Annotated in this window: 23 protein-coding genes; 13 read left to right on the top strand and 10 right to left on the bottom strand. The window is 62.9% G+C overall.

Annotated elements, in window-relative coordinates; translation table 11 throughout:
* The first annotated feature begins 57 nt into the window (after nt 1-57).
* Nucleotides 58-273: a hypothetical protein gene (locus M2427_RS23000; protein ID WP_280708975.1), complete on the top strand. Its 216-nt coding sequence runs from the start codon at nt 58-60 to the stop codon at nt 271-273.
* A gap of 36 nt (nt 274-309) precedes the next feature.
* On the opposite strand, the gene carA is transcribed toward M2427_RS23000, so the two are convergent.
* Nucleotides 310-1,500, bottom strand: a complete 1,191-nt coding sequence (gene carA / locus M2427_RS22995) for a glutamine-hydrolyzing carbamoyl-phosphate synthase small subunit (protein ID WP_280708974.1) — start codon at nt 1,498-1,500, stop codon at nt 310-312.
* A 231-nt stretch (nt 1,501-1,731) separates the two neighbouring features.
* Here carA and M2427_RS22990 point away from each other — a divergent pair, with 231 nt between their 5' ends.
* The 3 genes from M2427_RS22990 (at nt 1,732) to M2427_RS22980 (ending at nt 5,068) form a co-directional block, all read left to right on the top strand.
* Nucleotides 1,732-2,187: a GatB/YqeY domain-containing protein gene (locus M2427_RS22990; RefSeq protein WP_280708972.1), complete on the top strand. Its 456-nt coding sequence runs from the start codon at nt 1,732-1,734 to the stop codon at nt 2,185-2,187.
* 129 nt (nt 2,188-2,316) lie between these two features.
* Entirely contained in the window at nt 2,317-3,453 is a 1,137-nt protein-coding gene (locus M2427_RS22985; protein ID WP_280708971.1) for an epoxide hydrolase, read from the top strand.
* Nucleotides 3,454-3,457: 4 nt separating this feature from the next.
* Nucleotides 3,458-5,068, top strand: coding sequence for an acyl-CoA synthetase (locus M2427_RS22980; protein ID WP_280708970.1), 1,611 nt, complete (start codon nt 3,458-3,460; stop codon nt 5,066-5,068).
* A gap of 124 nt (nt 5,069-5,192) precedes the next feature.
* Here M2427_RS22980 and M2427_RS22975 read toward each other — a convergent pair whose 3' ends face one another.
* A complete protein-coding gene (locus M2427_RS22975; RefSeq protein WP_280708969.1) occupies nt 5,193-7,421 on the bottom strand; it encodes an ATP-binding protein in 2,229 nt (742 codons plus the stop codon).
* 237 nt (nt 7,422-7,658) lie between these two features.
* Between M2427_RS22975 and M2427_RS22970 the strand changes: the two genes are divergently transcribed.
* Nucleotides 7,659-8,432, top strand: coding sequence for a DUF2189 domain-containing protein (locus M2427_RS22970; RefSeq protein WP_280708968.1), 774 nt, complete (start codon nt 7,659-7,661; stop codon nt 8,430-8,432).
* 173 nt (nt 8,433-8,605) lie between these two features.
* Here M2427_RS22970 and M2427_RS22965 read toward each other — a convergent pair whose 3' ends face one another.
* The 3 genes from M2427_RS22965 to M2427_RS22955 are packed head-to-tail and all read right to left on the bottom strand — an operon-like array spanning nt 8,606 to nt 9,892.
* Nucleotides 8,606-9,118: an SRPBCC family protein gene (locus tag M2427_RS22965; RefSeq protein WP_280708967.1), complete on the bottom strand. Its 513-nt coding sequence runs from the start codon at nt 9,116-9,118 to the stop codon at nt 8,606-8,608.
* Complete coding sequence (locus M2427_RS22960; protein WP_280708966.1) at nt 9,115-9,585, bottom strand: SRPBCC family protein; 471 nt, start codon at nt 9,583-9,585, stop codon at nt 9,115-9,117. Before M2427_RS22960 ends, M2427_RS22965 begins: the two co-directional genes overlap by 4 nt.
* A complete protein-coding gene (locus tag M2427_RS22955; RefSeq protein ID WP_280709076.1) occupies nt 9,578-9,892 on the bottom strand; it encodes a helix-turn-helix domain-containing protein in 315 nt (104 codons plus the stop codon). Before M2427_RS22955 ends, M2427_RS22960 begins: the two co-directional genes overlap by 8 nt.
* A 116-nt stretch (nt 9,893-10,008) precedes the next feature.
* Between M2427_RS22955 and M2427_RS22950 the strand changes: the two genes are divergently transcribed.
* The 4 genes from M2427_RS22950 to M2427_RS22935 all read left to right on the top strand — a co-directional run bounded on the left by M2427_RS22950 (nt 10,009) and on the right by M2427_RS22935 (nt 13,739).
* A complete protein-coding gene (locus M2427_RS22950) occupies nt 10,009-11,454 on the top strand; it encodes a hypothetical protein (protein WP_280708965.1) in 1,446 nt (481 codons plus the stop codon).
* Between the two features lie 2 nt (nt 11,455-11,456).
* On the top strand, nt 11,457-11,999 hold the full coding sequence (locus M2427_RS22945) for a hypothetical protein (RefSeq protein WP_280708964.1): 543 nt from the start codon (nt 11,457-11,459) through the stop codon (nt 11,997-11,999).
* Nucleotides 12,000-12,049: 50 nt separating this feature from the next.
* Nucleotides 12,050-12,667, top strand: coding sequence for a LysE family translocator (locus M2427_RS22940; RefSeq protein ID WP_280709075.1), 618 nt, complete (start codon nt 12,050-12,052; stop codon nt 12,665-12,667).
* A gap of 97 nt (nt 12,668-12,764) precedes the next feature.
* Entirely contained in the window at nt 12,765-13,739 is a 975-nt protein-coding gene (locus M2427_RS22935; protein WP_280709074.1) for a DUF3592 domain-containing protein, read from the top strand.
* Here the strand turns inward: M2427_RS22935 and M2427_RS22930 are convergent.
* On the bottom strand, nt 13,736-14,542 hold the full coding sequence (locus M2427_RS22930) for an N-formylglutamate amidohydrolase (protein WP_280708963.1): 807 nt from the start codon (nt 14,540-14,542) through the stop codon (nt 13,736-13,738). The two genes, M2427_RS22935 and M2427_RS22930, sit on opposite strands and share 4 nt — an antisense overlap.
* Nucleotides 14,543-14,617: 75 nt before the next feature.
* Here M2427_RS22930 and M2427_RS22925 point away from each other — a divergent pair, with 75 nt between their 5' ends.
* Entirely contained in the window at nt 14,618-15,016 is a 399-nt protein-coding gene (locus M2427_RS22925) for a gamma-glutamylcyclotransferase (protein WP_280709073.1), read from the top strand.
* Nucleotides 15,017-15,097: 81 nt separating this feature from the next.
* On the opposite strand, the gene M2427_RS22920 is transcribed toward M2427_RS22925, so the two are convergent.
* Nucleotides 15,098-15,661, bottom strand: coding sequence for a chlorite dismutase family protein (locus M2427_RS22920; protein WP_280708962.1), 564 nt, complete (start codon nt 15,659-15,661; stop codon nt 15,098-15,100).
* A gap of 291 nt (nt 15,662-15,952) precedes the next feature.
* Between M2427_RS22920 and dnaG the strand changes: the two genes are divergently transcribed.
* Nucleotides 15,953-17,983, top strand: a complete 2,031-nt coding sequence (gene dnaG, locus M2427_RS22915) for a DNA primase (protein ID WP_280709072.1) — start codon at nt 15,953-15,955, stop codon at nt 17,981-17,983.
* Between the two features lie 372 nt (nt 17,984-18,355).
* Nucleotides 18,356-20,512, top strand: a complete 2,157-nt coding sequence (rpoD, locus tag M2427_RS22910; RefSeq protein WP_280708961.1) for an RNA polymerase sigma factor RpoD — start codon at nt 18,356-18,358, stop codon at nt 20,510-20,512.
* A 60-nt stretch (nt 20,513-20,572) separates the two neighbouring features.
* Here rpoD and tcmP read toward each other — a convergent pair whose 3' ends face one another.
* Both tcmP and M2427_RS22900 read right to left on the bottom strand, forming a co-directional pair.
* On the bottom strand, nt 20,573-21,724 hold the full coding sequence (gene tcmP, locus M2427_RS22905) for a three-Cys-motif partner protein TcmP (protein WP_280708960.1): 1,152 nt from the start codon (nt 21,722-21,724) through the stop codon (nt 20,573-20,575).
* 11 nt (nt 21,725-21,735) lie between these two features.
* A complete protein-coding gene (locus M2427_RS22900; protein WP_280708959.1) occupies nt 21,736-22,488 on the bottom strand; it encodes a phage Gp37/Gp68 family protein in 753 nt (250 codons plus the stop codon).
* Between the two features lie 144 nt (nt 22,489-22,632).
* Here M2427_RS22900 and M2427_RS22895 point away from each other — a divergent pair, with 144 nt between their 5' ends.
* The gene (locus M2427_RS22895; protein ID WP_280708958.1) at nt 22,633-23,013 is read left to right on the top strand and encodes a DCC1-like thiol-disulfide oxidoreductase family protein; all 381 of its coding nucleotides are present in this window, start codon (nt 22,633-22,635) and stop codon (nt 23,011-23,013) included.
* Nucleotides 23,014-23,250: 237 nt separating this feature from the next.
* Here the strand turns inward: M2427_RS22895 and M2427_RS22890 are convergent, their stop codons facing one another.
* Entirely contained in the window at nt 23,251-23,487 is a 237-nt protein-coding gene (locus M2427_RS22890; RefSeq protein WP_280708957.1) for a hypothetical protein, read from the bottom strand.
* Between the last annotated feature and the right edge of the window lie 87 nt (nt 23,488-23,574).

The following is a 23,574-nucleotide window of genomic DNA, read 5'->3' as shown; positions in this document are numbered from 1 at the left end:
AAGGCGAAGGCGGCCATTCCGGGGCACGCAACCCCAAGAGAAAAGGGATGGGACGCCATGTACGCATCCGATGTTGCGCAGCGCCATTTTTCAGCGGCGATCGATGAGGCCGAGACCTCAGGTTTCGGTCACGAGGCCGTCTGCCGCGCCTTGCTCAATCTCGTGATCACGAAGTATCTGGAGACGAGGTCCGTTGCCGACATCCAGGCGGAGCTTCGCTTCATCGCCGAGAATTGCGATCCCGATACGGACTTCATGTTCATGCGTCCGTGATGGTGCCGGCGGGTGGGCCCGCCGGCGATTTGGATCTTACGCGCTCTTCTTCTGCCGCATCAGATCGGCAAAGCGCTGGAACAGATAGTGCGAGTCGCGCGGGCCCGGTGAGGCCTCGGGATGGTACTGCACCGAGAACACCGGCTTGCCGTCGAGCTGGATGCCGCAGTTGGACCCATCAAACAAGGAAATGTGGGTCTGCGTCGCTCCCTTCGGCAGGGTCTTCTCGTCCACGGCGAAACCGTGGTTCATCGAGGTGATCTCGACCTTGCCGGTGGTCTCGTCCTTGACGGGATGATTGGCGCCGTGATGCCCCTGATGCATCTTCTTCGTCTTCGCGCCGACGGCGAGGCCCAGCATCTGGTGGCCCAGACAAATGCCGAAGGTCGGCGTGCCCGACTTGATGACGTCCTGGATCACAGGCACCGCGTATTTGCCTGTCGCCGCCGGATCGCCCGGACCGTTCGACAGGAACACGCCGTCCGGCTTCATCGCCAGAATGTCTTCGGACGATGTCGTTGCCGGCACCACCGTCACCTTGCAGCCGACGCCGGCGAGCAGGCGCAGAATGTTGCGCTTGATGCCGTAATCGATGGCGACGACGTTGAACTCGGGCTTGTCCTGTTTGCCAAAGCCCTTGTCCCACAGCCAGGGCGTCTCGTCCCAGGTGAAGCGCTGGCCTGATGTGACCATCGGCACGAGGTCCATGCCCTCGAGGCCGGGCCATTCGCGCGCTTCTTCTTTCAGCCCGTGCAGGTCGAACTCGCCGTTCCTGGCATGCGCGATCACGGCGTTGGGCATGCCCTTGGAGCGGATCAGCGCGGTCAGCGCGCGGGTGTCGATGCCGGAGAGGCCGATGATGCCGCGCGCCTTCAGCCAGGCATCGAGATGCTTGGTGGCGCGGTAATTCGAGGGATTGGTGATGGCGGTACGCAGGATCACGCCGCGCGCGCCTGGAGTCGCGGCCATGTTCACCGTCTCGATGTCTTCCTCGTTGGTACCGACATTGCCGATATGCGGGAAGGTGAAGGTGATGAGCTGGCCGGCATAGGAGGGATCGGTGAGGATCTCCTCATAGCCGGTCATCGCGGTGTTGAAGCAGACTTCGCCGACGGCGTGGCCCTCGGCGCCGAGACCAAAGCCTTCGAGCACCGTGCCATCGGCAAGCACGAGGAGCGCGGTCGGTTTATGGTCCGGCCAGGCGGGATCGTTGTCATGTTGTGTCATGAGCCCGTTTCATAAGCCTCCCACGCGCGCCCGTCAAAGCGGGAAACGGCGGATTCACATGCGTTTTTGCATATTTGACAGGTCCCTTCAGGCACTTAAGCTGGACCGCGAAATTTTGGGCAATTTTGCCCGCCAGCCGGGAAACAATGAACCTTTCATGCAAGGTCCGGTATGGCCTCTTTCCGGCGAACGGCCTAGATCAGGCGTCGGATATTCGAAGGGATCACGATCATGCTGCGCGACGATATCAACAATGCGGTCAAGGAGGCCATGAAGGCCAAGGACGAGCGCAAGCTCTCCACGCTGCGCATGGTCAATTCGACCATCAAGAACGCCGACATCGATGCCCGCGGCCAGGGCAAGCCGCCGCTGTCGGATGCCGACCTGCTCGGCGTCTTCCAGAAGATGATCAAGCAGCGCCAGGAGTCGGTCGAGCTCTACGACAAGGGCGGCCGCGCCGAGCTTGCCGCCCAGGAGCGCGAGGAGATCGCGGTGATCTCGGCCTATCTGCCGAAGCAGATGTCGGACGACGAGGTGAAGAAGGCGATCGCAGGCGCCATCGCCGAGACCGGCGCCGCCGGCATGAAGGACATGGGCAAGGTGATTGCGGTGCTGCGCGCGAAGTACGCCGGACAGATGGATTTCGGGAAGGCGTCTGGCCTGGTGAAGGCCGCGCTGTCGGGCTAGCCGTCATTCCGGGGCGACGCGAAGCGTCGAGCCCGGAATCCATCGTGCCTCCGGCTCTGTTGAGAAATGGATTCCGGGTTCGCGCCAAGAGGCGCGCCCCGGAATGACAAGAACAAGGGGAGGCCGCCGATGACCGCCATCAAACCGTTCCGCATCGCCATCAGCGACGACATCCTGTCCGACCTCAAATCGCGCCTCGCCCGCACGCGCTGGCCGGAGGCGGAGCTGGTTGATGACTGGAGCCAGGGCGCACCGCTGAAATGGATCCTGGAGATCTGCGCCTATTGGGCCAACGGCTACGATTGGCGCGCGCGAGAAGCAAAACTCAATCGCTTCGATCAGTTCACCACCGAGATCGACGGGCAGGACATCCATTTCCTGCATGTGCGTTCGAGAGAGCCCAACGCGCTGCCGCTGATCATCACCCATGGCTGGCCCGGTTCGATCGTCGAATTCCAGAAGGTGATTGCGCCGCTGGTCGATCCCGCCGGACATGGCGGCAATCCCGCGGACGCTTTTCACGTGATCTGCCCCTCGTTGCCGGGTTTTGGCTTCTCAGCCAAGCCGAAGACCACCGGTTGGGGCGTCGACCGCATCGCCGCGACCTGGGCGAAACTGATGGACCGGCTGGGCTATGCGCGTTACGGCGCGCAAGGTGGCGACTGGGGCTCGGCGGTGACGACCTCGCTCGGCGCGCAGGACACTGAACATTGCGCCGGCATCCACATCACGCTCGCCTTCAACGCGGCGCCGAAGGTTGAGGGCGAGCCGACGCCGGAAGAGAAGCGTGCACTCGCCGGCCTCAAGCACTATGTCGATCTCGATTCCGGCTATTCCAAGCAGCAGTCGACCCGGCCTCAGACGCTCGGCTATGGCCTGACGGATTCGCCGAGTGGGCAGGCGGCCTGGATCCTGGAAAAGTTCTGGGCCTGGACCGATTGCAATGGCCACCCCGAGAACATCTTCGACAAGGACGAGCTGCTCGACAACGTCATGCTCTATTGGACGACGGAGACGGCGACCTCGTCCGCGCGGCTCTATTGGGAAAGCTTTGGCAAGCGCCGGACGACGCCGGCCGTGAAGGTGCCAACGGGTGTGGCCGTGTTCCCAAAAGAGATCATCACGCCGGTGCGGCGCTGGATGGAGCCGAACTTCCCCAACATCACCCATTGGAGCGAGATGGAGAGAGGCGGCCACTTCGCGGCCTTCGAGCAGCCGGCGCTGTTCGTGCGCGATGTCAGGAAATTCTTTGCGACGGTGCGCTGAGCCGATGTTGACCGAAGCCAGGACCTACGACGAGCTCTACCGCAACTTCCGCTGGGACATTCCGGCCCGCTTCAACATGGCGGAGGCGTGCTGCGACCGCCATGCCGATGGCACCGGCCGGCTGGCGCTTGTCTATGTCGACGAGATTGGTGCCACGACGCGGACTTCCTTCGACGAGGTCGCTGATGCGTCGCGCCGCTTTGCCAATGTGCTGAAAGCGGATGGGCTGTCCCGCGGCGACCGCGTCGCGGTGTTCCTGTCGCAGTCGCTGGAATTGCCGGTCGCGCATATGGCGGCGTTTCGCTCCGGCATGATCTCGATCCCGCTGTTTGCGCTGTTCGGCGAGGACGCGCTCGAGTATCGCCTGGCGAACTCGGAGGCCAAGGCGGTCATCACCGACGAGGGCGGCTGGGAGAAGCTCGCGAAGATTCGCGATCGGCTGCCGGATCTGAAGCACGTTTACATCGTCGGCGAGCGTGCGCCATCAGGCACGAAATCGTTCTGGGATGCGGTGAAGAGCGCATCGCCCGACTTCACGCGGGTCGACACGTCTGCGGATGATCCCGCGCTGATCATCTACACCTCAGGCACCACGGGCAATCCGAAGGGCGCGCTGCACGCGCATCGCGTCGTGCTCGGTCACCTCCCCAATGTCGAGATGTGCCACAACTTCCTGCCGCGTCCCGGCGATCTCATGTGGACGCCGGCGGACTGGGCATGGATCGGCGGCCTCATCAACGGCCTGCTCTCGTTCTGGTATCACGGCATTCCGCTGGTCGGTCATCGTGCGCGAAAGTTCGAGCCGCAGGCGGCGATGCAGATGATGGCCGACCTCGGCGTCCGCAACGTCTTCCTGCCGCCGACCGCGCTCAAGCTGATGCGGCAGGCCGGGGTGAAGCACGCGGGCGTCAAGCTGCGCAGCATCTTTACCGGCGGTGAGTCCCTCGGCGGCGAGCTGCTCGGCTGGGTGCGCGAGACCTTTGGTGTCGATGCGCACGAAGTGTTCGGCCAGACCGAATGCAATCTCGTGATCGGCAGCAACGCGAACCTGTTTCCGATCCGTCCGGGTGCGATGGGCAAGGCGACGCCGGGTTTTGACGTCCGCATCGTCAACGACAAGGGCGAGGAGCAACCCCGCGGCCAGCGCGGCATCATCGGCGTGCGGCAGCCGTGCCCGGTCACCATGATCGAGTACTGGCGCAATCCGGAGGCGACTGCGAAGAAATACGCGGGCGAGTTTCTGCTCACAGGCGATCTCGGTGTGCAGGATGAGGACGGCTATTTCTGGTACGTCAGCCGCGAGGACGACGTCATCACCACCGCAGGCTATCGTGTCGGCCCGTCCGAGATCGAGCACACGCTGATGAAGCATCCGTCGGTGGCAATGGCGGCCGTGGTCGGCATTCCCGATCCGATCCGCACGGAATCGATCAAGGCCTGGATCGTGCTGCGTCCGGGATTTGCGCCGGGCGATGCGCTCGCGCGCGAGATCCAGGAGTTCGTGAAGGTGCAGCTTGCAGCGCACGAATATCCGCGCGTCGTGGAGTTCGCCGAGACCTTGCCGATGACGGCGACAGGCAAGGTGCTGCGGCGCGAATTGCGGGCAAGAGGTTAGAGCATGATCCGGAAAAGTGTGAAGCGGTTTTCCCACGCGACAAACGCGGAACGCGTTTGCGCGGAGATCATGCTCAAACAAAGAGCTAAAGCGCGATGACGATTCAACCCAATCTCATCGCGCTTTAGCGTGGCGTCCCCGACAGGGCAGATCGCAGCATCGCGGCCAGATCCTGCCGCTTGAACGGCTTTGTCAGGACGCGGGCGTCGACGCCGTCGGGTGTCTTGACGGGGTTTTGGCTGTAGCCGGTCGTGAACAACACCTTGAGGCCAGGCCGCAATGTAATGGCCTGCCTTGCAAGCTCCGGCCCGAACAAGCCTCCGGGCATCACGACGTCGGTGAATAGCAACTGGACGTCGCCGGTCTGGCGCAGCACTTCCAACGCCGCGGGCCCATTCGACGTCGCTATGACGCGATAGCCGAGCGTCCTCAACTCGCTCTCGACGTATGCGCGCACCATATCGTCGTCCTCGACGACGAGAATGGTCTCATTCCCGTCAGGAGCGATCACCGGTTCCGCCGGTGTGGAATCCTCCTTCAGCGTGGCGGCGATACGGGGAAAGAACAGCCTGACGACGCTGCCGTCCCCTGGGTTGGATTGCAGCTGCACGAGACCGCCGGACTGTTGCGCGAATCCGTAGACCATGCTCAGGCCGAGGCCTGTCCCCTTGCCGACTTCCTTGGTGGTGAAGAACGGCTCGAACGCGCGGCTCGCGACCTCTGTGTTCATGCCGCAGCCGGTATCGGTCACCGCCACCATGACGTAATCCCCGGGCCGCGGCTCGCCGTTGACATCGAGATCGGAGCGACCGAGCGAAATATTGCGGACCTCGACCGTCAGCCTGCCGCCGTCAGGCATCGCGTCGCGCGCGTTGAGCACGAGGTTGAGCAAGGCAGTCGCCAGCTGGCCGGGATCGACGCTGGTCAGCCACAAATCCGGTCCGAACGCGAAGCTGCACTCGATGTGCTCGCCGAGCGACCTGCGCAACAGCTGCTCCATGCCGACGACCTTCTCGGCGATGTCGATCTCGCGCGGCCTGAGCGGCTGCTTGCGCGCGAAGGCGAGCAGGCTCCGCGTCAGGTCGGAACCACGCTCGGCGGCGGTGGCGATATCGCTCGCGATCCGGTGCAATTCCTTGTTGCCCGCAAGACTGTCGGCCAGATGCTCGGAATTGCCGAGAATGACTGTCAGCAAATTGTTGAAATCGTGTGCGACGCCGCCGGTGAGCTGGCCCATCGCCTCCATCTTCTGGGACTGGCTGAGCTTGTGGCTGAGGTCGGCAATCGCAGCGCGCTGCTGTTCGAGTGACTCTGCGGTGCCGTTGAGCAGCATCATCAATCCGCCGAGCTCACCGCGCGGATGCGGCGGCGGAATGCGTGCGCTGAGATCGCCGAGCCCGAGCCTCTTCGCCATCATGGCAAGCCGTCCGACCTGGCGTCCGACGCTCATGGTCGCGAGGATCCAGACGCCGGCGAGCAGCAGCAGCGAGGCCACCGCGAGGATCGCCAGGTCCTCGTAAAGCCGGCGGTTCGCCGCTGCGACCAGCCCGTCCTTGGACCGGCCGACCATGATGTAGAGACCCGCCTTGCGGATCGACGGCGAGCGGGCGACGGCCCACACCTGCGTGCGGCCCTCGCGATCGGTCACCTCATGAGACGCCTGGCCATCGGGTGATGCCGCAAAGCGGAACAGATCGGAGCCGGCGATTGACGCGCCGACGGGCTCACGCCAGCCACCCGTCTTGGGGGCGACGAGAATCGTTCCCTTGCTGTCGACGAACAGGATCTCCTTTTCGGCGAGCAAGCGCTTGTCGTGAAACTCCGCGAACTTGTTCAGGTTGAACGAGGCGAGCAGGACGAATTTCAGCGCGCCCGCGTCGGAGCGCACGGGATAGGCGATCTGAAGCACCGATAGTCCGGTCAGGCGGCCGAACACCGGTTCCACGGCGACGGTGCCCTGCGAGACCTTCGCCTGCTTGAAATAGGCGCGATCATTCAGATCGAGCGTGCGGTTGGTCCGGAGCGAGTCGCAGAACAGGCTGCCATCGGGATCGATGGTCAGGATGCCCGTGAACTGCGGATATTCCTCGCGCACATCGGACAGAAACGCCGAGCACGCCGCCTTGTCGCGCGTGTCGACGTCGCGGGCACGTGCGAGGCCATAGTGAAGCTGCGCGGTGCCCTGAATTTTCTCATCGAGATCGCCTGCGATGTCTTCGGCCGATGCGGCGAGATTGGCGAGCGCCGCGTTGATCTCGCTGGCGCGGTTTTGCACGAACCGCAAGCCGACGAGGCTCGCCGGCACCAGCATGGCCGCGATGACGAGGATCAGTAACCGGGTACGCAGGCTCATCGATCGGCAAGTCCGCTCTTCGCGCGTGTATTCGGCGCTTCAATTTGCGGCACGATCGTCTGCCCAGTCCATAGGTGTCGGCGCGAAAAACGCACCAATGGCCAAGAATTCAGACGCGTGCATTGCGGCGTCGCCACAATCATTGCTTTTGACCGGGATCAAGTTGCACGTGTGCGCAGCGGGGCTAATATCCCAACCTGAGCGACAAAAGATCGCGCTGGTGCACGGAGGAAGCTGATGTCGATCTCGGGCAACGTCGATCCGGTGGTGCGTCCCGTTGCGGCGACCGATATTGCCGAGGCGCTGGTGGAGGGCCTGCGCGATTTCCAGGCGCTCCCGCTTTATGGCCTCGCCTTCGGCGCGCTGTATGCGGCTGGCGGCATTACCATCATGCTTTGTCTCACCGCCTTTGGCGTGATCTACCTCGTCTATCCGCTCGCTGCAGGCTTTGCGCTGATCGGACCGTTCGTCGCGATCGGGCTTTACGAGGTCAGCCGCCGCCGTGAGCGCGGCGAACCGGTCTCCTTCGGCGCGATCTGGTCGGCGATCCGCTCGCGCAGCGAGATCGGCTGGATGGCGTTCGTCACGCTGTTCGTGTTCGTGATCTGGATGTACCAGGTGCGGCTCTTGATCGCGCTTCTGCTCGGACTGCACGCCTCATTCTCGAGCCTGCAGGAATTCATGACGGTGGTGCTGACGACGAATGAGGGGCTGCTGTTCCTTGCAATCGGCAATGCGGTCGGCGCTGCGCTGTCGCTGATCCTGTTCTCGCTGACGGTGGTGTCGTTCCCGCTGCTGCTCGATCGCGAGGTCGATTTTGTCACCGCCATGGTGACGAGCGTACGCGCGGTGGTGACGAGCCCGCTGCCGATGATCGGCTGGGCGGCTGTCATCGTGATGCTGCTGATCGTGTCGGCGCTGCCGTATTTCCTCGGCCTGGTGGTAACGCTGCCGGTGCTGGGCCACGCGACATGGCATCTTTATCGGCGGCTGGTGGCGCCCCTTCCGTAGTCGTCCTGGCGAAAGCCAGGACCCATTACCCCAGGGAGGGGTTTTGGGCAGGCTGGCCATGACCAGCCTTCGCCAAATTACGTTCGGTGGTAATGGGTCCTGGATCAGCGCTTCGCCTTGGACAACGCTACGCGTTGCCAAGGCTGCGCGTGTCCAGGACGACGGCAGCGGGGCTACGGTGTCTTGATCCCCATCGCCCTCAGTGCATCCAGCATCCGCTGCGGCGGGCCCATCTTCACCACCAGTGGCTTGCCGGTCTCGAGCAAGCTCTTGAGGCTAGAGAGGATCGCGGGCCAGCCAGAGCGCCCGCCGGACAGAATGTCATCGCTCAGCGGACGGTCGTGGCCTTCGCTCATGGTGAGCCGGACAGCATCGCCCATCTGCTCGATGTCGTAGGTGACGAGGGTCGGCCCCAGCTTTTCGATCAACTCCGGCCAGTTGACGTTGAACGTCACCGCAAGCTTGTGCGGCGGATCGTAGGCGAGGACCTCGCCGCTGATATGCAGCGCGCCGTCGGGTGTGCGCACGACGAAAGCGCCGCCGAGCCGGGGCTCGACCTCCACGGCGTTGCCGAAGAAATATTGCCTGCTGAACTCGGCCGAGGTCAGCGCCTCCCACACCTTCTCCGGCGTCGAGGCGATGTAGATGCTGTAGACCGTCAGCGGCTTGAACTGGTCGAGATTCATTTCGCGTCGAATCCCTTGTTGAGCGCCGCGCGCGGGATGCCGAGCAGCTTGCCGGTCTCGAGCAGGCTCTTGAGCTGCGACAGGATCGCCGGCCAACCGTTGGAGACGGCACCAAGATATTTGCCACCCTCGATGAAGCCATCATGCAGCACGGTCAAACGCACGACCGAGCCGAATGGTTCGAGTGTGAAGACGACGCGCGAGATCGGCTCGCCGCGCAGCTCCTCGTATTTGTGATGCTTGAAGCTGTAGGACAGGCGCCGCGGCGGGTCAGCCTCGAGGATTTCGCCGGAATCAGTCACCTCGCCGTCGAGCGTCAGCGCGAAGGGCGAGCCCACCTTCCAGTCGGAACGGACTTCGGCGCCGAACCAGTATTGCCTGGTGAATTCACTCGACGTCAGCGCGTTCCACAGCTTGTCCGGCGTGGTCTCGATGTAGGTGACATAGACGAATTGCGGCTTACTCATCACGTTTCTCCAACTGGCGTTTCAACTCGCTGAGCGCGACGAGCTTGTCGCGCTCGAACTTCCTGATCCAGCGCTCGCCGATCTGATGGATCGGCACCGGGTTGAGATAGTGCAGCTTCTCGCGGCCATGCCTGATGGTCGTGACCAGGTTGGCCTCTTCCAGGATGACCAGGTGCTTCGTCACCGCCTGGCGCGTCATCGCGAGGCCCTCGCAAAGCTCGTTCAGCGTCTGGCCGTTGCTGGCGTGAAGCCGGTCCAGCAGCGACCGTCGCGACGCATCGGCGAGCGCTTTGAACACCTCATCCATGGCGGCGATAATAGGCAACCAAATGGTTGCATGTCAAGATGGTGTCTTTGGCGCCTGCAAATGGCTGTGCTAGCCTTGAAGCTCAGCCAACGCAGATTGGTTCCGGGAGGACTTTGATGTTCCGTTGCGTCCTGACTGCTGCCGCCCTCGTCCTTTTCGTCGGCAGCACTGTTGTTCACGCCCAGAAGCAGACCATCGGTGCGCCGCCCGAGGCGTCCAACATGAAGCTGGTCGGCAGCAACGATCTCCAGGCCCGCAGCGCCTATCAGCCGACCATCCATCACCAGGGCGACCGCTGGATCGCCTATATCGGCCATCACGGTGGCACCGACGATGTCCTCAATCCCGTCAACCCGCTGACGGGCAAGGCGGAGCCGAACGGGACTTCAATCGTCGATGTCACCGATCCCGCGCATCCCAAATATCTGAGGCACCTGCCGGGGCAGGAGGGGAAATATGAATCCGGCGGCGCGCAGATGGTGCGCGTGTGTGACGGCAAGACCTTGCCGAAGGGAGACCCTAATGCGGTCTACATGCTGCGCACCTTCGGCAGCGAGGCGCATGAAATCTGGAACGTCACTGACCCCGCCAACCCGGCGCTGATCACCCGCATCGGTGGCTTGAAGGACACGCACAAGAGCTGGTGGGAATGCGACACCGGCATCGCCTATCTCGTCTCGGGCGCGCCGGACTGGCGCACGCGGCGGATGACGCAGATCTATGATCTCTCTGATCCCGCGCACCCGCAGAAGATCCGCGACTTCGGTCTGCCCGGCCAGGAGCCCGGGTCGACCGGCGCGGTGCCGACCGAGCTGCACGGCCCGATCTCGACCGGGCCCTCGGGCAATCGCGTCTATTTCGGCTATGGCACCAACAAGGGCGGCATCCTGCAGATCGTCGATCGTGAGAAGCTCCTGAACGGGCCCAAGGAGCCGACGCCCGACAATCTGCGCTTTCCGGAGATTTCGCGGATGCCGATGTCCGCATTCAACGGCGCGCACACGACGTTTCCGATGCTCGACATGCCCGTCGCCGAATTCGCCGAGGACAAGGATGGCAAGACCCGTGACATCGTCATGATCGTGGATGAAGCGATCCTCAACGAATGCGGCGAGGCGCGGCAGATGGTGTGGTTCGCCGACGTCACCACCGAGACGCGGCCGATGGTGATCTCGGGCTACACGGTACCCGAGGCCAGCGGGCAGTTCTGCCAGCGCGGCGGCCGGTTCGGCTCGCACTCCTCGAATGAGAGCATGGCGCCGGTCTATTACAAGAAGATGGCCTTCATCGCCTTCTTCAACGCCGGCGTTCGCGCGCTCGACATCCGCGATCCCTATCATCCCAAGGAGGTCGGCTATTTCATTCCGTCGATCACGAGCGCGACGGACAAGCGCTGCATTCCGATCGAAGGCGGCGAGCGCTGCAAGGTCGCGATCCAGACCAACAATGTCGAGACCGATGACCGCGGCTACATCTACATCGTCGATCGCGCCAACACCGGTCTGCACATTCTCGAGCTGACCGGCGCGGCGCGCGCCGCTGCCGGCCTGCCGAAGAACTGACGATGCGGCGCGCTGTGACGATCGCGCTCGCTCTTGCCGCGCTCGGCGCATCCGGCGTCGCCGCGTATCAGCTCGCGCCGCCTGCGCAGGCATCGGCGCACTGGCGCGAGATCGCCTGGCCGTTTCCGCGCGACGGCTGGCCTGCGGGCCGTGCGTTTCGCTGCGAGGGCGGCGCCTGCGACGGCGCCGAGCTCTACGTCCGCGCCAAGCGCGGCTTCTGCAATTGCGACAGCGGCGTCGCCGATGACGACGAGGTCGATCGCGTCGCCGACATCGATCTGATCACGCCGAGCTTTGCAGCGAGCGCACCTGGTGACGCGGTGCGTGTTGGCGAGATGCATGGTCGTACCCGACGCTATGATCTCGGGGGATCGGACAATGCGGGCCATGCCGCAGTCGGCGTCGCCGTCTCGCGGCGTTGCGATCTCTTCGTCGCGGCGGCGCAAGGGAAGGGCGACGCCAACGCGATGCAGCATGCGGCGCTCGCGTTCCTCGAAACGCGCGAGATGAAAACGTGGGTGACGGCGGCGCTGGACGGATACTGAGTGCCATGCATTAATGCCACCAAGCCCCCACAGCCCGAGTTCCTCCCATGATGTCCATGCAAGCCTATTTCGCCTTCGTTGCCGCCTGCATTGCGCTGGCGCTGTTGCCGGGGCCGATCGTCACCCTCGTCATCGCCAACGGCCTGCGCCACGGCACGCGCGCGGCCCTGACCAACATTCTCGGCGTGCAGATCGGGCTGCTGATCGTGATCGGCATCCTCGCGGTCGGCCTCACCACGCTGATGGCGACGATGGGCTATTGGTTCAACTGGGTGCGCTTTGCGGGTGCAGCCTATCTGGTCTGGCTCGGCATCAAGCTGATCCGCTCTCCGGCTCAAGGCGTCTCCGCCGACGCGCCGCCGCCGCCGCCGCGCGGAGGCTTTCTTCTGCAAGGCTTCGTCGTGGCGTTGTCGAACCCGAAGCTGCTGGTATTCTTCGGCGCGTTCATTCCGCAATTCATGGACATGAGCAAGGATCATTTGTCGCAGGTCCTGGTGCTCGGGATCACCTTCATGGTGCTCGCCGGCCTGACGGATGGAATCTACGCGCTGCTTGCCGGTCAGGTCCGCGGCTTTTTCTCGGCACGCCGCACCCGCCTGGTGTCGCGCGTCTCCGGCGGCTTCATGATCGGCGGCGGCATCTGGCTGGCGCTGATCCGGGCCAAATGAGCCGGATCATTTAAGCGGGCCTGCCCGTTGAACCTTCGTCCGCGGCGGTGCGTCCAAGGAAGCATTGCCGCTGACGAAGGATATTGCCGTGCCGAATATGCCTCCGCTCGTTTACGTGATGCTGCTTGCGCCGCTCGCGCTGATCCTGGTTGCCGCCATCGTGAAGACCTGGCAGGCGCGCGAGGCGCGGAGCTGGCCGCTTGTATCGGGCAAGGTCGTCACGTCGATTGCCGAGCTGCGCGAAGTCAGGGTGTCCGACGACGAGCGCGAGGACGGCTACCGCATGGAGAGCCGCAACTTCGCCAACGTCACCTACGAATATTCCGTCGGCGGACGGAAACTGAGCTGCAACCGCATCTCGATCGGCGAGGACCTCGGCAACTTCCAGGTCGCCGAGAAGCTGGCGAAATATCCCGCCGGCAGCATCGTCACCGTCTATTACAATCCGAAGCACCCTGAGAAAGCGGTGCTGGAGCGCGACCTGCCGAAGGGCCTGTGGGGCTGCCTCGGCATCGGCTCGGCCATCGTGGTCGCCATCATCTTGGGCTCGGCGTTTGGCCTCAACCAGAGCTATTTGTACCTCGCCCATCATGTCGGCCGGCCCGATCTTGCGGGCCTCGTCGTCGGCTTCGCCGCGTTCGGCCTCGTCATCGCGCTGATGGCGTGGGCGGCGCAACGTCAGGCCTCGATGGCGCGGCGCTGGCCGGTCGTGCCGGGCACCATCAAGCTGTCGGGGGTAGAGGAATATCACCAGGCGAGCGAGCCGGGCGAGGCGCGCGGCGCCGAGATGTTCGGCAAGCGCGTGACCTATACCTACAGCTACCAGAACGTCCGCTACACCAATGAATGCGCGCGGGTTGCGGCCGAAACGCCGCAGGCCTCGAGCAAGATGCTGGAGAAGCTGATGTCGCGCTATCAGGACGGCGCGGCCGTCGACGTCCACGTCAATCCCGATAATCCCGCCGAGGCCACGCTCGATGCCCGCAGCGACGGCCGGATCGCCTATGTGCTGTGGGGCATCGCCGCGATCTTCGCCGCGCTCGCGCTGTTCGTCGCGACGCGGGGCGGCTAGCCGACGAGCAACGCCGGCTTCAGCTCCACCTCGATCTCCGCAAAAATCCTTGCCAGCCGCTCGGCCCATTGCTGCTGGCCGGATTGATCCGCGATCAGATCCTGGCGGATCTCGATGCCGGTGTTGACGAGGCCGCGCGCCTCGCCATGAACGGGAATGGTGTAGTCGGTGAGGTCGCTCGCGGCATAGGGCTCGTTGTCGCCGACGACGAGATCGCCTTCGCTGCGCAGATGCTTCAGCAGCAGCTGCGGCAGCACCTTGTCGCGATGGTAGAGCGCGCCGATGTGCCAGGGTCGCGCGACGCCGGCATAGACGGGCGTGAAGCTGTGCAGCGACAACAATATGGTCGGCCGTTTCGCGTGGATGCGGCGGTCGATCGCAGCATTGATGCGATGATGGTAGGGCTCGAAGATCTCGCGGCGCCGCGCCGCACGCTCGCCATCCGAGAGGCCCTCGTTGCGCGGAACTCTCGTCGCTTCGGATATGACGGGGATCGAGCTCGCCACACCAGGAGGACGGTTGCAGTCGATCACCAGCCGCGAATAGCGCTGCGCGATCAGATGCGCGTCAAGCATCTCCGCCATCCGCTCGGCCACGCCGGCGATGCCGATGTCCCAGGCGATGTGCCTGACCAGCTCGCTCTCGGAAACGCCGAGATCGCCGAGCGAGCGCGGCAGGATGCGGCCGTAATGGTCCGCTGTGAGCAGGAAGGGCGATGTGCCCTCTGCATTCACCTCATGCACTGGCGGAATATCGGCATCGCCAAGCAGTTGATCCGTCGCCTCGGCTGTGTGCAGGTCCATCCTGATTGCCTATCAAACGATAATCTGTTGAAACGGAGTAACCCCATTACACCGACGCCGCAACGTTCGAACAACATGACCTCCGATCGTCTCTTCGTCTACGGCACGCTGATGCGCGGCTTCGACCATCCGATGGCGCGGCTGTTGGCGCAGCATGCGGATTTTCTGGGTGAGGCGCGCTGCCGCGGCCGGCTCGTGCTGGTGAAGCACTATCCGGGCTTGCTGCTGTCCGACGCGTCATCGGATGTGGTGCACGGCGAGCTCTTCCGCTTGCGCGCCGGCGACGAACTCCTGCGCGAGCTCGACATGTACGAGGCCTGCGGCGAGGGCTTTCCGGAGCCGACCGAATATCTGCGCCAGCTGGTCGACGTGACGGGGGCGGATGGTTTGACCGCGCCGGCCTGGACCTACGTCTACAACTGGCCCGTCACCGATCTGCCGCACATCGCGTCCGGCCGCTTTCTCGACCATTAGAGCATGATCCGGAAAAGTGTGTAGCGGTTTTCCGAAAAGATCATGCTCAAACAATAACCTAAAGCGCGATCTCGTCGCGCTTTAGGCCGATAGCACTTCCTTCACCACGCGCACATCGACCTCGCGCTCGACATAGGTCCACTCCTCGGTGCGCCTGAGCATCCCGACCAGCTCCTCGAACAGCGAGACGTGCGCCGGTGCGTATTCGAACCAGGTCAGGAAATCGAAGGGCTCGCCGAGGTCGCGGCAGTGATAGAGCTGGCGCGCAACTGAAGGCAGGAAGCGCATGCTGCTGGCGATGTGGTGCGACTTGTCTTCGAAGATCTTGCGCCGCTCCTCCTGCGTGAGATCCCACCAGGCCTGCGATTTGCGGATCGGGATCAGCGCCGCGCAGGTCGCCTCCAGCCGGCCGAGACCGGCCTGCACGCTCACGAGCTGCTGCCTTTCGGCGCGCTCGGTGTAGCGCAAATGGCTGGGCACGCCGACCAGGCGCCATGCATGGCGCGAGGGCACCAGCGGCAGCGCGACGGCGTCGCCGTCGATCACCGACAGCGCCGGCATGAAGGGCAGGGGTTCGCCCGTCACAGGCGATACCGAGGTCACGCGCCAGCCCCCGCTCTGGCCACCTCGAAAGGTCCTGAACATGGCCTATCGAAGCGTGGAACCGGGTGGGGTTCAAGGCCCCCCCCCGTCATTCCGGGGCGCGCCACTTGGCGCGAACCCGGAATCCATTTCTCCCTGCATTCCGGCGGCTCGATGGATTCTCCGGTGCGCAATTGCGCACCTTAGCTCGCCCCTTTGGGGCGCCCCGGAATGACAGCCTGTGCATAGGTCGAATAGTCAGGATAACCCGCCCAAACCTGACTTCTGGCCGCCCCGCACCTATATCCCTGATCCCTTCGCCCGACTCACCCGGTTTCGCGCTACATCATGGCCATGCGCTTCACGCCCCAATTCCTCGACGAGCTTCGGGCCCGGCTTTCGGTCTCCGAAGTCGTGGGCAAGCGCGTCAAGCTGAAGAAGGCGGGGCGGGAGTGGAAGGGCCTGTCGCCGTTTCAACAGGAAAAGACGCCGTCCTTCTACGTCAACGACCAGAAGGGTTTTTACCACGACTTCTCTTCCGGCAAGCACGGCGACATCATCAGCTTCGTGATGGAGACCGACGGCCTGCCGTTCTCTGAGGCCGTCGAGCGGCTCGCCAGCATGGCGGGCCTGCCGCTGCCGGCGGTGACGCCGGATGCGGCACGGCAGGAGCAGCGCCGCCGCACCTTGCATGATGTCATGGAGCTCGCGGCCAAGTTTTTCTCCGAGACGCTCGCCTCGCGCGTCGGTGCGAAAGCGCGCGGCTATCTCGCCGACCGCGCGATCTCGCCGGCGACGCAAGTGCAGTTCCGGCTCGGCTACGCGCCGCCGCCGCCCGATCGCTTTGCGCTAAAGGAGCATCTCGGCAAGCTCGGCGTGTCCGTCGAGGACATGATCGAGACCGGGCTGCTGGTGGCCGGCAACGACATTCCCGTCCCCTATGATCGCTTCCGCGATCGCGTGATGTTTCCGATCACGGATATCAGGGGCCGCGTCATCGCCTTCGGCGGCCGCGCGCTGGAGAAGGACGTTCCGGCCAAATATCTGAACTCGCCGGAGACGCCGCTCTTTCACAAGGGCGACAATCTCTACAATCATCCGACGGCGCGGAAAGCCACCCATGATGGCAGCGCGCTGATCGTGGTGGAGGGCTATGTCGATGTCATCGCCATGGTCACATCAGGCTTTCCCGGGGCCGTCGCGCCGCTCGGAACGGCGTTGACCGAAAACCAGCTCGCGCTGCTCTGGAAGATGGCGGACGAGCCGATCCTCTGCTTCGACGGCGACCGCGCCGGACAGAAGGCGGCTTATCGTGCTGCGGACCTTGCCTTGCCGTTTCTCGCGCCAGGCAAGAGCCTGCGTTTCGCGCTGCTCCCCGAGGGGCAGGACCCCGACGATCTCGCACGCTCCGGCGGCCGGGCTGCGATCGAGGAGGTGATCGCGGCGGCGCGTCCGCTCGCCGACATGCTCTGGTCGCGCGAGCTCGAAGGCGGCAATTTTGCCACGCCCGAGCGCCGCGCGGCGCTGGAAGCGCGCATCAAGGAGCTCTCCAACGGCATCCGTGACGAGGTTGTCAGGCGCTACTACCGCGACGAATTCGTCGAGCGGCTTCGGCGCACCTTCGCGCCGGAGGGCGGTCGCGGCGGCTTTGCCGGCAGGGGCAATTTCCGCCAAGGGGGCGGCGGAGGCGGTGGTTTCAGCCAGTTTCAGCCCCGCGGCGGGCAGGCGAATCGATTCGGTGGACAAGGCTTTGGGGGAGGCCGCCGCGGCGGCCCGCCCGGCCCGAGCCTTATTCCCTCCGGCCCCTACCAGGCGGCGAGCCCTCAGCTCGCGGCGAGCCCGATCATGCGCGGACAGCGGAGCGCCATCTCCCGCCGGGAGGCCCTGATCCTGCAATGCCTGATCAACCACCCCTGGCTGCTCCATGACCACCTCGAGGAGGTGGCCGCCCTGGAGCTGGCCCATCCCGAGGTCCACAAGCTCCGGGCCGCCATCATCGCCGCTTTTGCCAACGACCATCACCATTCCCCCGATCCCGAGGAGCAGGCCGAGAAGATGCGCGCCGACATCGAGAAGGGCGGATTTTTACAAGTTCTTCAAAGGGTTGAGGGCGGCATCACCACCGCGGCGGTGTGGGGCGCCCGCGAGGGCGCGGCGCGGGACGACGTTCTTGCCACCTGGCACCAGCTCGTTGCCTTGCATCGGCAATACCATTCACTACTTAGAGAGCTGAAGGACGCCGAGCTGGCCTTGGGGGAGGACCCCAGCGAGGCCAATTTGGCGTGGCTGCGTGACGTCAAGGCCCGGCTGGCGGAGGTCGACGGTACCGAGGCCCTGATCGAGGGTTTTGGCGAGCTGTCGGGCCGGTTCCAGAAGAGCGTGTGATGAAAGAATCATGCGGACGGCCGGGCCAGGTACCGCTAAAAGACTCGCCAAATCCATGATTTGGCGGCAAAAACAGGGTTAATCGAGGCTTAACGGTCTTGTAGCACTTTGGCCCCGCGGCCGCAGGCAGAACAGACGCGTCAGGAATGAATCCGCGCAATCACTGTTGGCACTTCACCTGCATCCGCCGCGACAAAGAGGCTCACGAAGCGTTAGGCAAATCCGGCGAGAGAAAGGTCGGGGTGGCGAGATGTGTGCGCGCCGCCCTTTCCGTGTCGAGATCTGGCGAAGCGAGAGCGTCGAGCAACAGGTTCAAGTGATTTCACGCGGGCGCGCGCAACGTCCCGCATGAAACGCGTTTAGGAGCAATGGATGGCCACCAAGGCAAAGACGCTGCAGGCGAAGGACAAGGAAAAGGACGACAAGGCAGCGGACGCTCCCGAGAAAGATTCCCAGGACGCGCCGTCGCCGTTGCTCGATCTGTCCGATGCGGCAGTGAAGAAGATGATCAAGCAGGCCAAGAAGCGCGGCTTCGTGACCTTCGATCAGCTCAATGAAGTCTTGCCGTCCGACCAGACCTCCCCGGAGCAGATCGAGGACATCATGTCGATGCTCTCGGACATGGGCATCAACGTCACCGAAGCCGACGACTCTGAAGGCGAGGAGGACAAGGACGAGGGCGGCGAGGACGAGACCGACAACGAACTCGTCGAGGTCACCCAGAAGGCCGTCACCGAGGTCAAGAAGAGCGAGCCGGGCGAACGCACCGACGATCCCGTCCGCATGTATCTGCGCGAGATGGGCACGGTCGAGCTGCTCTCCCGCGAAGGCGAAATCGCGATCGCCAAGCGCATCGAGGCTGGCCGCGAGGCGATGATCGCGGGCCTCTGCGAAAGCCCCTTGAGCTTCCAGGCCATCATCATCTGGCGCGACGAATTGAACGAAGGAAAGATCTTCCTTCGCGACATCATCGATCTCGAAGCGACCTATGCCGGTCCCGACGCCAAGGCCGGCATGAACAATGCGATGATCGCGGGTCCCACCGGCGAGAACGGCGAAGCGCCCGCTGAAGGCGGCCAGGCCGCTGCCGCTGCGCCCGCGCATGTCGCCCCGCCGGCAGCTCCGCCGTCGCCGACCCCGTTCCGTGCCGCGCAGCCCGCCCCCGGCGGTGCCCCGGGTGGCGAGGAAAAGGATCCGGGCGAGACCGCCGCCGAAGCCGACATGGACGAGGACGACGAGTTCGAGAACCAGATGTCGCTCGCGGCCATTGAGGCCGAGCTCAAGCCGAAGGTCGTCGAGATCTTCGACAAGATCGCCGAGAGCTACAAGAAGCTGCGCAAGCTTCAGGAGCAGGACATCCAGAACCAGCTCGAGAGCACCTCGCACGGTCCCTCGCTGTCGCCGCACCAGGAGCGCAAGTATCGCAAGCTCAAGGACGAGATCATCGTCGAGGTGAAGTCGCTGCGCCTCAACCAGGCGCGTATCGATTCACTGGTCGAGCAGCTCTACGACATCAACAAGCGCCTCGTCTCGCATGAGGGCCGCCTGATGCGTCTCGCCGACAGCCACGGCGTCGCGCGCGAGGATTTCCTGCGCAACTATCAGGGCTCGGAGCTCGATCCGCGCTGGCTCAACCGTGTCTCGAAGCTCTCGGCCAAGGGCTGGAAGAACTTCGTCCATCACGAGAAGGACCGGATCAAGGACCTCCGTCACGAGGTGCATCAGCTCGCGGCGCTGACCGGCCTCGAGATCGTCGAGTTCCGCAAGATCGTGCACTCCGTGCAGAAGGGCGAGCGCGAAGCCCGCCAGGCCAAGAAGGAGATGGTGGAAGCCAACCTCCGTCTCGTGATCTCGATCGCCAAGAAATACACCAACCGCGGCCTGCAATTCCTCGACCTGATCCAGGAAGGCAATATCGGCCTGATGAAGGCGGTCGATAAGTTCGAATACCGCCGCGGCTACAAGTTCTCGACCTACGCCACATGGTGGATCCGCCAGGCGATCACCCGTTCGATCGCCGACCAAGCCCGCACCATCCGCATCCCCGTGCACATGATCGAGACGATCAACAAGATCGTGCGCACCTCCAGGCAGATGCTCAACGAGATCGGCCGCGAGCCGACCCCGGAAGAGCTCGCCGAGAAGCTCGGCATGCCCCTGGAGAAGGTCCGCAAGGTCCTCAAGATCGCCAAGGAGCCCTTGTCGCTCGAAACCCCCGTCGGTGACGAGGAGGATTCGCACCTCGGCGATTTCATCGAGGACAAGAACGCGATCCTCCCCATCGACGCCGCGATCCAGTCGAACCTGCGCGAGACCACCACGCGCGTGCTCGCCTCGCTCACCCCGCGCGAAGAACGCGTGCTCCGCATGCGCTTCGGCATCGGCATGAACACGGATCATACGCTGGAAGAAGTGGGGCAGCAGTTCTCGGTGACGAGAGAGCGTATCCGCCAGATCGAGGCGAAGGCACTGCGGAAGCTGAAGCATCCGTCAAGGTCGAGGAAGCTGCGGAGCTTCTTGGATAATTGATAGGAAGGCCATTATCGGCATCCAGAACGGCGGGCGTGAGCCCGCCGTTTCTTGTTTGGATCATCGCTGCGGGCGTAGCCGGATAACGTCTTCTTCGCGCGGCTTTCGATTGCCGTTACCCCATACATTTTCGATCCTGCCGGCCTTGGCAAGATCGACACAAATGTCCTTCACGTTTGTCTTGCGCAACATGAAAGGTTGTAGAAGAGCGGGGACGACTTGCGAAAATTTGAGCGGCCCTTGCTGGGCAAGCAGTTCCAATATGCGGTCGGCGGCCAATCGCTTTTGTTCGGCGACGATCTCCTCAACTGTCGCTTCACTCATTTCGGCGCGATGACCAGCAAACATATCGGCAACGTTTAGTCGCTCTTCTCTTCTCGCTTCTATTGCATGTGCCCGATCTTTGGCGTGTCTTCGCAGTGCGTCGTATTCAGTTTCACGAAACGTCTTCAGTCCTTCAGCGCTCTTGGTTCCGTATGCGATGAAGAAATGAGGGCGCTCAGCTGTCGCCTTATCGATTTTCGTGGAAACGACAAATTCGAAATCTCCGGCTTTCTGAAGCGTGTCGCGGAACAGTTTTTCAACAGCGAGGCCGCGGGGAATATTTCGATCGAGACGATTGGGCCAATCAGGTCCGCCCAGAATAGGAGCCAATGATTCAATGGTTTCAGGGTCCGGACTATATGCAAATCGATTGATAAAGTCGTACATGAAGTTGATCAGCACCTCGCACTTGGCTCTCGCAAACAAAGGTCTGATTTTGTCGAATGGATATCCTTTCCATCCGGTGGGGTCGATGAAAATCAGAGGGAAGGATGCGCCGACGAAAGATCGAATAATGTCAACCGCATCCTCGAACTTTCCTTCGTGGGTCTTAATTTCGAATCCGTCCTCAGGTTTATGAAATTCGACAACTGCGCTCTCCAGTAGAGAATACGCCTTTGCATCCTTCTCGGAAAAGAAGCATCTGATCCGCCGTCTTTTTCCGGTTCGCGCCAACACTTGGCTTTGAGCGTCCTTCAAAACGTGGATCGCAATCATGAATGACGAATCGCTAAAGTCTTCGGTCTGGGATTTCCAGGGGCCTGAAAAGCCGTCGACATACGTCAGATCAGAAAAATTTAGCACCTTAAACGCGAGCGCCTGAAGGTAGCTCTTCAAGATGAAATGCTTGGCCTTGGTCTGCTCGCGACCGAAGTAAGGATCGGTCACAACTAACCTCTCTATTCGGCTGCCTCTAATAGTCTGGTTCGAGCAATTCGAGGGTATTGATTCCATTCACGGCCCTGCAGGAGCCGCCCGCCAGACTTCGGTCGGGCGCCGCCCCATTGCTTGAAAAAGAAAGCAACCTTCGCGGCTCGACATTGATCGCGAATTTCGATTGCCCACTCTTCCGCCATTGGCCGTGCGCGTGGGCCGCTTTCACCACCCACAATCGCCCAATCGATCCCTTCGAGGTCAAGCTTGCCGACAGGACCAAGCAGGGGCTCGAACGAAACGAACTTGGTCGACGCCCTCGCGGCGTGGAGATGCTTTAGTCGAACAGCGTTCTGGGCGTCCTCGATAGATACGCCCAACCAAATGTGAGGAGGAGCCTTTTCCGCGCGATATCGACTCTGGAGATATCGTGTCATGAGCGAACTGCGTTTCGTCAGTACCTGAAACGTATGCCAATTGGCGGTCTCCATCGTCTTGAAGATGGAGTCGATGAATGACTTCGGTATCTCTTTGTGAAAGAGGTCGCTCATGGAGTTGACGAAGATGCGTCGCGGCTGGCGCCAAGTGAGCGGTTGTTCTAGCCGTTCTGGACGCAGCTTGAGATCAAAGCCGGATTCGAATGGATGATCAGGCACGCCTCTAAACCGCTCCGAAAAGCGCTCCGCGTAGCAGAGGTCGCAACCACGTGTAATCTTTGTGCATCCGGTGACCGGATTCCACGTGGCGTCAGTCCACTCAATTTGGGTCGAGGCAGCCATATCTCATCCTAGAACAAAAAGAGAACATAGTCAAGCCTATAAAGACGTATCAAAAATCAGCACTACCTTGAGTTAACGTAGCCTCCGCGCAACGCGAGTTTGCTCGGTCCAAGATTCCAGAGTTCTTTCTCGCCGCATCCGGTCATGTCGAGTCCTAGCCTCACCGTCTACTACAACACCCGCTGCCCCGTCTGCGACGCCGGCATCGACTGGCAGCGCAACAAGTTGCTGGCGCTGGTGCGCAGCGGGGCTGTCGATTTCAAGGACATCAACGAGCAGCCCGATGCGCTGGCGCACTTCGGCGCTTCGCTCGACGACATCAGGCGGCGCCTGCACGCGACCGATGAGACCGGCCGGCTCATCGTCGGTGCGGATGTCGCGATTGCGCTGTGGAGGCTGACGCCGGGCGAGGGGTGGCTTGCGGCGCTATCAGGCAATCGCGTGGCGCTGCCGGTCACGCGGTTTGTCTACGACCGTTTTGCCGATCTGCTGTTTGCCTGGAATAAATGGTGCGGGCGCTGGTGAGCGCGGCCCCGGACTCTGACACCTCTCCCCAGCGGGGAGAGGTCGATTTGCACCGCGCGATGCGAAGCATCGTCGCGTGCAAATCGGGTGAGGGGTGCAGCACATCGTGAGACCGTAAACCCTCACCCGGATTGCTCAGGTGCGCAATTGCGCACCAAAGCAATCCGACCTCTCCCAAGGGAGAGGTGACTCCCGATGCCGCACCAGTTCAGCCCAATCTCGTCGAGCCGTGTCTACTTACTTCTTCTTCGCCCCAACCCGCTCGATCCCCTTGATCTCCAGCGGCGGCCTGCCGCTCTTTTCCGCGATCTCGCGGTCCTGCTCCCTGATGAAGCTGCGCGCGGGTTCGTCGCCGTCGAGGCCGCCGAGCAGCTCGGCGGGCACGCGGCGGTTGGAGCGTTGGGAGCCGTCTTCGTAGACGACGTTGAAAAAGGCGAATTCGCCCTTCGGGTTGGTTCCGGGTTTTTTGGCCATGGCGGCTTGTCGTCGATCAGGGCGCCGCAGTCAAATGACTTCGCGCGGTCGTCGACACCTTCGCGATCGGAATACCGCGATTGGAAT

The sequence above is a fragment of the Bradyrhizobium sp. BR13661 genome, from assembly GCF_029892425.1.
Taxonomy (GTDB): Bacteria; Pseudomonadota; Alphaproteobacteria; order Rhizobiales; family Xanthobacteraceae; genus Bradyrhizobium.
Note: the sequence above shows the minus strand (reverse complement) of the source record. Positions and strands in the feature narration are given on the sequence as shown.